Origin of the sequence: Arachidicoccus sp. BS20 (assembly GCF_001659705.1) — a bacterium.
GTDB lineage: Bacteria > Bacteroidota > Bacteroidia > Chitinophagales > Chitinophagaceae > Arachidicoccus.
In genome coordinates this window covers 2,682,704-2,694,497 of record NZ_CP015971.1, presented here as the reverse complement: position 1 = coordinate 2,694,497, position 11,794 = coordinate 2,682,704, and the positions used below count along the sequence as shown (strand labels likewise).

Here is an 11,794-nt window from a genome sequence, read left to right as displayed (position 1 = left end):
AATATATAAATATGCAAAAGATTAAAATCAAGAAATATATAAAACTTTTTAGTGTACTGTTCGTTTTAAGCGTAGGATTTACATCTTGTTTGAAAGATACAGATGTAGCCCCACTTACGGGAACGGATGGTTCCAATGATGTAATTATGTTTTTAGACAATGGAGGATCTACGGGTGGAGGCGCTACCACCTTTGCTGATCCGTTTCCTTTATACAATTTTTCATTTAATTTAGTAAATGATACTGCCGGATTTGATGTGAATGTATATTATGGACCATTAAATGCCGCGCCACAGGATATTACCGTACAATTGGCTTTAAATAAAGAAGCTGTGGATTCTTTTAATATTGTAAATCAGATAGATTCAAATTCCTTATATACAGTTCCGGAAGATGACGCTATTTATAGTTTTCCGGCTAGTGTTACTATTCCAAAGGGACAACATTTAGTAAAAGCACATGTTGTTATTACAGGAACTCCGTCTTATGATTATGGTGCGAATTATGCGCTTCCAATATCTATTGTTTCAACTAATTACGGAATAATTAGTTCAAATTTTGGAACAGAAATCAATGCGTTTGTTGTAAAAAATCAGTATGATGGGGATTATTCAATCGAAGGAGGAACAATTCAGCGTTATTCTGCTCCGGGTGTTCCAACAATTGATGATGCTTTAAATGGAGATTTGACAGGAAATCCGGATGTGGATTTAGTTACTGTTGGCGCTAATACTTTGGAAATTCAGGGCTTAACGTGGCATGGTGGTTCAAGTGGAGTTGCAGGTATAGATAATTTGAGAATAACTATCGATCCAACAACGAACTTAGTAACTGTTAAAGCGTTGGGTAATGCGACATTGGCAAACATTAATGGTGCAGTAAATAAATATGATCCTGATACGAAAACATTTACTTTGAACTTCGATTGGAACCAGACTACAACACCAAGAACGGTTAAAAATCTTACCTTAAAATACGCTGGAGAAAGATAGATTAGATAATTAAATTTATTGTAATTTATAAAGCGGCCTAACCGATTGTGATAATTCTCAATGGTTAGGCTTCTTTAAATAAAATCGATCGCATCTCATGATTTTGGCACCATTTTAAGTGTCTGCAACAAATTTTTGAATAAATGATGAATTTATATAGATCATTGTTATATTTTACCCTATATAATTTCGGTTGACAGAACTATCATTATTTTATTTACCTGAAATACTAAAATAATAACCATTCTTTAAACCCATTAAAATCAAGAAGACTATTTTAGATAGTTTGGTTTTTATTGCTGTACCATTTTATCTTAGATACGAACACCACCGTGTTAATGAGTCACTCAAAAATGTTTTTGACAGAGATTTTGATTTCTTGAGTTCTTCTCTCTAATAAAATAACTTTAAACATATATTATTTTTAATTGGTTAAAGAGTTTTAAAAAAACCCACGAAAAAGTTAATTAATTTAAAAATAATACTATTTTTACTCCGAAAATTTATGAAATTCAAAAACAACTGATGCTCTTAATCAAATTGCGATAACCAATATTATAGCAAAATCATTTTTTTAAATTATAGAAATCGAGTTAGTTGGATTTGTTTTTTGAATTTTTATTATGTAATCTGATTTTTTAAATCTTAAAGAAAGTACATGAGAAAAAAATTATTACTTGTATTATCATTATGGGTTTCTTTTGTTTGTCTAAATAGCGCTTTTGGACAAGAAGTAATTACTATTAGTGGTACGGTAAAAACAAGTCAAGGAAATCCAATTCCTTCCGCCTCTGTAAGTGTGAAAGGTACAAAGAAAGGCACTGTTGTTAATTATGATGGAAAATTTACACTAAAAAATGTTCAAAGTGGTTCTATACTTGTGATTTCCGCTATTGGCTTTGTATCTAAAGAAGAGGTTGCTTCGTCCGAATCTCTAAATATTGTATTGGATTCCTCCCAGTCGGATTTGAATGACGTAATTGTGACTGGATATGGTTCAAGACGATTGGCTTCAAATGTTGTAGGTTCTATCGTGACGGTAAAGGGGTCTGTATTGCAAAATAAACCTTCGCCCAATCTTATTGATGCATTGCAAGGGCAAGTTGCAGGTTTACAGGTCTATACTTCAACAGGAGAGCCAGATGGTTCGTCTTCATTTTCATTAAATGGGGTTGGTTCTTTGGGTGCAGGTTCTACCCCATTAATATTGCTAGATGGTACTCCTGTGGATGCAGGAACATTGATTTCCTTGAATCCATCAGATGTAGAAAGTTTATCTGTTTTAAAAGATGCTTCGGCTACTTCCATTTACGGTTCGAGAGCAGCCAATGGAGTAATAATAATAACAACAAAACATGGAGTTTCTGGTTTGTCATCTATTACACTTTCTAGCCAATATGCAACATCTAAATTATTAGGTACAAAATTTTTTGATCGTTTTATGAACACCGATGAGTTATTGTCTTTCTGGTCTGAAACGGGTCTCTTATCAGATGCGCAGATTAATGGAATGCTCAACTATCCAAATGCAGGAAGAGATATAAATACACGCTGGAACAATGTGTATTATAAAGACAATGCACCAATAAAAACACTAAATCTATCTGCCTCTGGAGGAGGAGAGAAAACTTCTTATTTCGTTTCAGGCGGTTATATAGGAGATGAAGGTTTGGCATATCGTTCTGCTTATGATAAATATACTTTAAGATCAAACATTACCTCTAAGGTTACAAATTGGTTTAAATTTGGAATAAATTTGTTTTTTGGATATGATAAGCGGCAGGAAAATCCTTATGGATCGAATAATACCAATAGGGGATTAGGTATGCTAGCTCCACCTTTTTATTCTCCGTATGATTCTACAGGAAAAGCATACGATTATATTCCTGGTTGGAATCATTATTCTGCTAATTATTTGGCAGAAACGCATCCTTCTGTTTCAAACAACACGCAGTTTAATCCGACTGCGTATATAGAGATAGATCCGTTAAAGGGTTTGACGCTAAGGACGCAAGCAGGGATGGATGCATATGATTATCAAACATCTTCTCAAACGCTAGCTTCATACATTGGTTCTCCTAATAATGGAAGCGTCTCAGAAAGTTACGCTAGGGGGGTACAGAGAACATGGACAAACACAATAGAATATCAATTTAGCGAGGGTGGAGATAAACATAACTTTGACATATTAGGGGGGCAGGAATGGATAGATTATTCATATAAAGGTATTAGTGCTTCATCTTCTGGACAGCCTAATGATGAATTAATGCTTTTATCAAATGGTCCTAACAATTATAGTGTAGGAGAGTCTAAAACTGAATATGCATATCTGTCTTTCTTTGGAAAGCTCGGCTATAATTATTTGAACAAATATTTTGTAGATTTGTCTATAAGAAATGATAAATCATCTCGTTTTGGTGCAAATAAAAAGAATGCAACATTTTGGTCTATTGGAGGTATGTGGAAAGCAAAAAAAGAAAAATTTTTATCAGATGTTAATTGGTTGTCTGATTTAACAGTTAGGCTGAACTATGGAACGCAAGGGAACTCTGATATAGGAAATTATCTAAGTCTCCCGTTAGCTGGAACAAATACCTATATGGGGGGGACCGGATTGGAAATTACAGCTCCAGGAAATCCGGACTTAACATGGGAGAAGCAAGCTCTTACAACACTTGGTTTAAACTTTGAGTTATTCCACAGGGCGAGATTCGATTTGAGTGCATTTAATAGGACAACAACTAATATGTTGGTGGATGTTCCTTATCCTTATACATCTGGATTTAGTTCTATAACTTCTAATGTAGGCAAATTAAATATAAAAGGATTAAATGTTACTGTTGATTTTGATGTTATTAAAACGAAAGATTTTGTAATTACACCAAGATTTAATTTTGCATACAATAAGGAGAAAGTTCTTTCATTATTTCAAGGGTTAAATTATTATACAATCAATGGAACTGGTATTCTTTGGGTAATTGGTGATCCTGTGGAATATATGCAACCGATTTGGGCTGGTGTTAATTCTGAAACGGGGGAACCACAATGGTATTTGCCAGGAGACGATCCTTCAAAAACTCAAAAGGATCCTTCAAAAGTGACGTCGGACTTTGATGATGCATTATCGCAAAATACAGGAATAAAAAGGAATCCACCATTTTATGGAGGCTTCGGATTGAACGCCACTTACAAAGGATTTTATTTAGATGCAAGTTTCTCTTTCGTAAATGGGAAGTATCTAATAAATAATGATGCATATTTTTATGAAAATGCAAATGTTTTCGTTGGATATAATCAATGGAAAAATGTTGCAGATTATTGGAAGAACCCTGGAGATAAAACAGAATTTCCAAGTTTAGATTACCAATTTGTGCAATTTGATACAAGATTAATCCAGAACGCTTCTTTCTTGAGATTAAAAAATCTGACAATAGGGTACAAAGTGCCATCTTCTGTTTTGAAAAAGACACACATTTTAAAAGGTGCTAATATATATTTAGTAGGTAGAAATATTCTTACTGTTACGAACTATACGGGTGCAGATCCAGAAGTTGATTCTAATTTACAATTAGGGAACTATCCAAATACTAAACAATATGCAGTAGGGTTGGATTTACAATTTTAATATAGAAAGATTTCGTAATTAAATTTAATAAGTAGAAAATGAAAAATATAAATATATACTTGACTTTAGTTTTATTGATTGCTATTGTCAGTTGCTCTAAAAAATTAGAAAAAAATCCTTATGACCAAATTGGATTGTCTCAAGCTTTTAAATCTGTTATCGATGCAAAGCAGTGGGATAATGGTATTTACTCTGATTTGAGAGGAAGAATCTATGGAGAGTTCACATTGATTAGTGATATTCAAGGAGATGAATTAAACGCAACGTTAAGTTTCGGAAATAATTATGGAGGGACTCATAGATGGGATTGGAGCTCTGGTGATTATGGTCTTGCTGATATTTGGGGTGGGTACTACAGAGGAATAACCAACGCGAATATTATGATTGATGGATTTAAAACTATTGTTCCAGAAACGGACGCAGATGCTGCATCGTTGAAAGAGTATACGGGAGATGCATATTTAATTCGGGCATATTATTATTCGCAGTTAATTTTAAAATGGTCTAAAGCATATAATCCGACAACAGCATCAACAGATTTGGGAGTACCTATAGTAGTAACATATGATATAAACAATTTTCCGGAAAGGGCTAGTATGGATGCTGTTTATAAACAAATTTTAAAAGATTTAGATAGTGCATCAAATTTGTTGCAGGGGGTAAGTGGAAAACCTGGGTCACATGTATTTACATCGGATGCCGTACTTGCATTAGAAGCTCGTACAAAATTGTATATGCAAGATTGGTCTGGAGCGAAGACAGCTGCAGATGCATTAATAAATTCGAAAATCTATAAATTATATTCGACAAAAGAAGGAATATTATCGATGTGGGTAGATGATAATACAGACGAAGATATTATGCAGATTTACACGAATAAACCAAATGAATTGGCTCCAACGAATAACGTTTATTTAGGATATGATGTGAATAGCAATGCATATAATCCTTTATATATACCCTCTTTGTGGATAATAAATTCATTCGATACTACTGATATACGTAGAGTTGCGTATTTTGCGAAACAGCCTATTATTATATCAGGCGCTAAGGATGGAGACTCATTAATGCTTACTGCAAAATATAGAGGAAACCCTGCATTATTTACGTCAGATTATACTAATTACGAGCAGGCTCCTAAACTTTTTAGAATAGCAGAAGATTATTTAATATCTGCTGAAGCTGCCTATAACTTAGGAGATGTTACGAGTGCACAAAATATGTTGAATACTCTTCGTACGGCAAGAGGTTTAACGGCAATTTCTGCAACAGGAGAAAAGTTGTATGATTCTATAAAAATAGAAAGAACCAGAGAATTAGCTTTTGAAGGATTTAGAATTGATGATTTAAAAAGGTGGCATGAGTCAATGACAAGAAGGGATCCGCAAAATACGCTGTTTTTAACATCTGGTACTAATAATTATTATACTCTCTCTATTCCTGCAGACGATGATAAGTTTGTATGGGGTATCCCCAATAATGACATTATTGTAAATACTAAGTTGGAACAAAATCCTGGTTGGTAATTTGGTTTTATGAATGTGTATTTTATAAGAAGGGAAGTTTTGAATTTTCAAAACTTCCCTTCTTATAAAAAATCTTTTCCCAACTTTTTAACACCACACATTCACAATTAAATTACATTTGCCAATCAACCATAATCCGCATTGCGGGCAAATGCAAATTATTTCCGAATGAAGAAAAAACTTTTCTTTTTTATTCTCTCTGTATTTACGGCAGGTTTTTTAAATGCACAGGTTATAGATTCTGCGAATGTTATTGCAGATACCACAACGGCAAACATACCAACTGCCGGAAAAACAAGTTCTACTGAAGCTGTTGGTAACAAATGGGCAAATTACGATTTAAGTCATCGCGGAGGCGACCATTTTATTTTCCAATTCGGTTTTTTGGGTTGGGGCGGTGCTACGGGCGACTATAAATTGCATGGCTTTAGCAGACAGTTTAATGCGGCGTTTATGTTAGACCATGTGTTTAAATCCAATCCGCATTTTAGTTTAGGCTATGGTCTTGGTTATGCCAGTGACAATTTTTTCCTGAATGGAAAATATGCCGATATCGTTGGAAAATCGTCATCCTCCTCCACATTTGAAATTACGGAAAACGGCGGCGGTGGAACCTCGTTTAAGAAATTTAAGATTGTAAATACCTATCTGGAAATTCCATTGGAACTACGATTCAGCAAAAATGTGGTAAATCCTGCTCATGGTTTTCGTGTAGCGGTGGGTTTAAAAGGCGGTTGGATGGTAAACGCGCATAGTAAAGGAAAAAACGAAATCAATTCTGCGGGAACATCTATGTACGGAACAGGCTATATAGAAAAAGAGTACAGCAAGCGCTATTTTAATACAACGAGGCTCGATGGAACGTTGCGTATAGGTCTCGGAATGTTTAATATTTACGGAACTTATCAGCTGACATCATTGTTAAAATCAGGTGCAGGACCAACCCTTCATCCGTATTCCATAGGTTTCGGATTGAGCATAATGTAATTTTGATTAAAAGAAATGTTGATAAAGCCGGGTAAATTATTATCCGGCTTTTTTATTTAGCCATGATAGCACAATCAGATATAGAAATTGCTGAAAAGAAAAATTTTTAAACAAAATTTGAAATACCTGGCAACTATGATAATTCGTAGTATCTTTGTATTGCCGTTAAAAATATGAACATGAAACAAATTAAATTAACTGAAAAGGAAAATGAATTGATTGTTGCTATCAGAAATTTTAAAAGTTCAAAACACAATTATTCGTTGGAGCTTGAATGGTTTATCAGGCAGTTATTTGAAACCTTACTTTATGATGATGATAAAAATTAAGAACGAAGATTTTTACTAAAAATTAAAAAATTAAAACAATGGAAACTAAAACAGCTATTACAGCTAAATCACAACTTGAAAGCATTTTGCTTGATGTATCTTGGGCAAGAATTGCTCGTAATTATTTCAGCAAATCAAGTTCATGGATATATAACAAACTTAACGGGATTGACGGAAATGGCGGAACAGGCGAATTTTCGGAAACAGAAAAAGAAAAGTTGAAGGAAGCTCTTTATGACCTCGCTGATAAAATAAGAAATTCCGCAGATAAATTTGAATAAGCAATTTCTTAAAGTTTTTATTGCCGTTTAATTATGTTCCTGTGTCTGAGCCAAACACAGGATTTTTATTAAACTACCTATTGGTCTTTTCATTGTTATCAAATCATCTCATTATCACATTAAAACTATCTTTGTAAAAGATGATAGACAAGAACAATAAAATAATTGAAAACGAAAGAGCTGTATTGGTCGCTGTAATTCAGCAAAACCAAACCGAAAACCTGGTCAATGAATTTTTAGACGAATTGGCTTTTCTTGCAGAAACTGCAGGTGCACAAACGATGAAACGTTTCACGCAAAAGTTGCCTAATCCCGACAGCCGCACATTTGTAGGCAAGGGAAAATTAGAAGAAATAAAAAATTACGTGCAGGGAAAAAATATCGATTTGCTGATTTTTGACGATGAACTTACAGGTGCGCAAATCAAAAATATTCAGGATGTTGTAAAAGTAAAAACCATCGACCGAAGCGATTTAATTCTTGACATTTTCGCACGCCGCGCAAGAACTGCACAGGCAAAAGTGCAGGTAGAGCTGGCGCAATACCAATACATTCTTCCGCGCTTGCGCGGTATGTGGACGCACCTGGAACGACAGGGAGCAGGTATTGGTTCGCGAGGTCCGGGCGAAACGGAAATTGAAACTGACCGTCGTATTGTCAAGGATAAAATTTCGTTGTTGCGCAAGCGTTTGAAAGAGATAGAAAAGCAATCGTTTACGCAGCGAAAAGAGCGTGGCGAATTTATCCGCGTATCGCTGGTTGGTTACACAAATGTGGGCAAAAGCACGTTAATGAATTTGCTGAGCAAGAGTGATGTATTTGCCGAAAACAAACTGTTCGCAACACTTGACACAACTACGCGCAAAGTGGTTTTTGAAAACACGCCATTTCTTTTAAGTGATACCGTTGGCTTTATTCGCAAACTGCCGCATCATCTTGTCGAAAGTTTTAAAAGTACGCTGGATGAAGTGCGCGAAGCAGATATTTTGATTCACGTGGTAGATATTTCACATGAGCAGCACGAAGACCAACTGAATGTTGTAAACAAAACTTTGCAGGAACTAAATGCTTTTGACAAACCGATTATCACGGTGTTCAACAAAATGGATTTGTATGCCGAGCGAAATTTTGACGAGTGGCTGCACGACGATGTGAAGCAACAAATACTGCAGGAACTGAACGACAAATGGCACAATATTACCGAAGGCAACAGCATCTTTATTTCGGCGAAAGAAAGGGAAAATATTGATGAACTGCGGGCGTTTATTCTCACGCGTGTACGAGAAATGTACCAGATTCGTTATCCGTATAAGACGCAATATTTTTAAACAACCATTAATAAATTGAGAAACATTTAGATTACCCAAAATTCTTATTTTCCTTAATTTCTTAATGTTTTCAAATTTAATTATGACATACTTAAACACGGCAGGTTTTGGCTTGGTATCCGAAGCCGCAACAAATGCGGGCAATGAATTGTACAAGAAATTCGGAACAGTCGGTTCGGCTGCAACTGAAGAGTGGCGCGATGTAGAAGCAAATGTTATTAAAAAGAAAGTTGCGGATTTCATTGGTGCGAATGAAAACAACGTGGCTTTTGTTCCCAATTTTTCATTCGCCATGAATAGCATTGTACAATCCTTGAAGGGCGATGAGAAAATATTATTGTATAAAAATGATTATCCGTCGGTAAATATTCCATTTATCATCAACGGATTTGATATTACGTGGATTGACGATGAACATAACTTTTCGATTAATCTTGATAAGATTGAATTATTGATTAAAGAAAAACAAATTGATATCGTCGCGCTCAGTCATGTGCAATGGCAAAGTGGCTATAAGCTTGACTTGGAAAGGCTTTCAGCGTTTTGTAAAGAACAAGACGTTTGGTTGATAGTGGATGGAACACAAAGTCTTGGCGCAATCGAAATCAATTTATCAGCGTTGCCGATTGATGTCTTCATTGCAAGCAATTACAAATGGATGAATGCGGGCTTCGGCACAGGAATTTTGTTTAGCAACGACGAATTTCTACAAACTTATCCGCCGAAAATTAGCGGAAACAACAGCAAAACCGTTCGGGTAGAAAACGGTAAATATTTATATGAGCCAAGTATTTTGAATTTTGAACCCGGACATTTGAATCAATTTGGTTTTACGGTTTTGAATAAAGCAATCGAAGAAAAAAATACAATTGGAATACAAAATATTGAAGCACACAACAAGTCGCTTACACAAAAACTGTTGAATGAAATTATCAATTTACCTGTGCATTTAATTGGCGATGCTAATGAGGAAAACAGAACTTCAATCGTTGTAATTAAAGAAAAAAACGGCTTACACGATTTTCTGCTGAAACGCAATATTATTACTACTGCACGCAATGGAAATATTCGTATCAGTATGCATTTTCACAATACCAGGGAAGATGTAGATGCAATTGTAGATGCAATGAAAGATTGGACAAAAATATAGACCTACAGAATTTTCAAAAAATCATAAATAATTTGCTATACTTTTGTATAGTGGTTGCCCGATATGTTTTTTGATTGCGCTTTTTAACTTTGATAAACCTATTTTCTTCATCATCAAAACTTTTAATTATGAAATTCGTTGTTCTAATCGGCAGAATTTTATTTTCACTGCTGTTTATTTTTGCATCGTTTGCAAATTTACTTTCCGGCAAAGCCAATGGTTACGCAGCAGCCGTGGGGTTGCCCTTACCAAATGTTTTAGTTCCGCTTGCAGGCGTTGTTGCTTTGGTGGGCGCGCTCATGATTCTTACTGGTTTTAAAGCAAAAATCGGCGGTTGGCTGATTGTGATTTTTCTTGTTCCCGTAACGCTTGTTTTTCACAATTTCTGGTCGATTTCCGACCCTCAACAAAAGCAGGAACAAATCTTGCATTTTGTTACCAATGTTTCTTTGATTGGCGCGGCGTTGATGATTGCTTATTTCGGAAGCGGTCCATTGAGTGTATCGAAAAAATAGCGACGATAATTTTCCGAGAAAGCCTTGCAATATGTTTGTGAGGCTTTTTTGTTTTATATGAATTTATCAATAAAGCATTTGCCTTTTTCAAATACCTTCGCAATTAAATTTTCTTAATTGCGGGCAACAATTTACAAATCTACGGGAAGTTGGTACAGCGTGAAAGCCATGGATGGCGGGCTTTTCAACGCACGCCTCAAAGGTGTGCTGAAACTTGATGGAATTACATCTACCAATCCTGTTGCCGTTGGCGACGAAGTGGAAATTCAGGAAGAAGAGCAAAAAGATTTTGTGATTACTGAAATTCTTGATAGAAAAAATTACATCGCCCGCACATCGCCGCATAATAAAAATCAGCATCATATCGTCGCGGCAAATCTTGACCGGGCGGTTTTGTTTTGCACGTTGAAAAATCCGAAAACTTCCACGGGTTTTATTGATAGGTTTTTGGTATGTGCTGAAGCGTTTCATATTCCTACAATTCTTGTTTTTAATAAAACAGATATTTATAAAAAAAAGGAATGGGAATTGCTAAATGAGATAACTTCTGTTTATGGGCAAATCGGCTATAAAGTATTGCCAATAAGTCTGGAAAACAATGAAAATGTTGAGGAACTAAAACTTTGGTTGAAAGATAAAACATCGTTGTTGAGCGGACATTCAGGCGTAGGAAAGTCGACATTCATAAATGCTATTTTTCCTGAAAAAAACTTGCGTACACAGGAAGTGAGCGACTGGAGCGGCAAAGGAATGCACACGACTACTTTTGCAGAAATGTTTGATTTGCTTTTCGGGGGCAGAATTATTGATACACCGGGCATTCGGGAGTTTGGCTTGACAGGAATCGAGCGTGTGGAATTGTCGCATTATTTCCCGGAAATGCGTGATGTTTTAAGCAATTGCCGTTTCAATAATTGTATGCACATCGAGGAACCCGGTTGCGCTGTGCGGCAAGCTGTTGCAGACGGGATTATTTCGCCCGAACGTTATGTGAGTTACAGAAGTATTTTGGATACGATGGATGATAAAAATTATTAAAATATTTCAACAAAAAAACGCGG

General features: G+C 35.5%; 10 protein-coding genes. All 10 read left to right on the top strand.

Annotation, left to right across the window (positions count from 1 at the left end; genetic code table 11):
* Positions 1–11 precede the first annotated feature (11 nt).
* The 10 genes from A9P82_RS11880 to rsgA all read left to right on the top strand — a co-directional run bounded on the left by A9P82_RS11880 (position 12) and on the right by rsgA (position 11,771).
* A complete protein-coding gene (locus A9P82_RS11880; RefSeq protein ID WP_066208090.1) occupies positions 12–992 on the top strand; it encodes a DUF1735 domain-containing protein in 981 nt (326 codons plus the stop codon).
* A 658-nt stretch (positions 993–1,650) separates the two neighbouring features.
* Complete coding sequence (locus A9P82_RS11875; protein ID WP_066208087.1) at positions 1,651–4,617, top strand: SusC/RagA family TonB-linked outer membrane protein; 2,967 nt, start codon at positions 1,651–1,653, stop codon at positions 4,615–4,617.
* Positions 4,618–4,655: 38 nt separating this feature from the next.
* Positions 4,656–6,143, top strand: a complete 1,488-nt coding sequence (locus A9P82_RS11870; protein ID WP_066208085.1) for a RagB/SusD family nutrient uptake outer membrane protein — start codon at positions 4,656–4,658, stop codon at positions 6,141–6,143.
* A 168-nt stretch (positions 6,144–6,311) separates the two neighbouring features.
* A complete protein-coding gene (locus A9P82_RS11865) occupies positions 6,312–7,130 on the top strand; it encodes a hypothetical protein (protein WP_156522678.1) in 819 nt (272 codons plus the stop codon).
* A 173-nt stretch (positions 7,131–7,303) separates the two neighbouring features.
* A complete protein-coding gene (locus A9P82_RS15500) occupies positions 7,304–7,459 on the top strand; it encodes a hypothetical protein (protein WP_197492161.1) in 156 nt (51 codons plus the stop codon).
* A gap of 38 nt (positions 7,460–7,497) precedes the next feature.
* Positions 7,498–7,740, top strand: coding sequence for a DUF5053 domain-containing protein (locus tag A9P82_RS11860; protein ID WP_066208082.1), 243 nt, complete (start codon positions 7,498–7,500; stop codon positions 7,738–7,740).
* Positions 7,741–7,880: 140 nt separating this feature from the next.
* Complete coding sequence (hflX, locus tag A9P82_RS11855) at positions 7,881–9,068, top strand: GTPase HflX (protein ID WP_066208079.1); 1,188 nt, start codon at positions 7,881–7,883, stop codon at positions 9,066–9,068.
* Positions 9,069–9,150: 82 nt separating this feature from the next.
* The gene (locus tag A9P82_RS11850; protein ID WP_231891153.1) at positions 9,151–10,218 is read left to right on the top strand and encodes an aminotransferase class V-fold PLP-dependent enzyme; all 1,068 of its coding nucleotides are present in this window, start codon (positions 9,151–9,153) and stop codon (positions 10,216–10,218) included.
* A gap of 128 nt (positions 10,219–10,346) precedes the next feature.
* Complete coding sequence (locus A9P82_RS11845; protein ID WP_066208075.1) at positions 10,347–10,733, top strand: DoxX family protein; 387 nt, start codon at positions 10,347–10,349, stop codon at positions 10,731–10,733.
* 117 nt (positions 10,734–10,850) lie between these two features.
* Positions 10,851–11,771, top strand: coding sequence for a ribosome small subunit-dependent GTPase A (gene rsgA / locus A9P82_RS11840; RefSeq protein ID WP_066208073.1), 921 nt, complete (start codon positions 10,851–10,853; stop codon positions 11,769–11,771).
* Positions 11,772–11,794 lie beyond the last annotated feature (23 nt).

Coding starts and splice junctions, on each gene's coding strand:
- A9P82_RS11880 (WP_066208090.1), top strand. CDS start 12: ATGCAAAAGATTAAAATCAAGAAATATATAAAACTTTTTAGTGTACTG.
- A9P82_RS11875 (WP_066208087.1), top strand. CDS start 1,651: ATGAGAAAAAAATTATTACTTGTATTATCATTATGGGTTTCTTTTGTT.
- A9P82_RS11870 (WP_066208085.1), top strand. CDS start 4,656: ATGAAAAATATAAATATATACTTGACTTTAGTTTTATTGATTGCTATT.
- A9P82_RS11865 (WP_156522678.1), top strand. CDS start 6,312: ATGAAGAAAAAACTTTTCTTTTTTATTCTCTCTGTATTTACGGCAGGT.
- A9P82_RS15500 (WP_197492161.1), top strand. CDS start 7,304: ATGAACATGAAACAAATTAAATTAACTGAAAAGGAAAATGAATTGATT.
- A9P82_RS11860 (WP_066208082.1), top strand. CDS start 7,498: ATGGAAACTAAAACAGCTATTACAGCTAAATCACAACTTGAAAGCATT.
- hflX (WP_066208079.1), top strand. CDS start 7,881: ATGATAGACAAGAACAATAAAATAATTGAAAACGAAAGAGCTGTATTG.
- A9P82_RS11850 (WP_231891153.1), top strand. CDS start 9,151: ATGACATACTTAAACACGGCAGGTTTTGGCTTGGTATCCGAAGCCGCA.
- A9P82_RS11845 (WP_066208075.1), top strand. CDS start 10,347: ATGAAATTCGTTGTTCTAATCGGCAGAATTTTATTTTCACTGCTGTTT.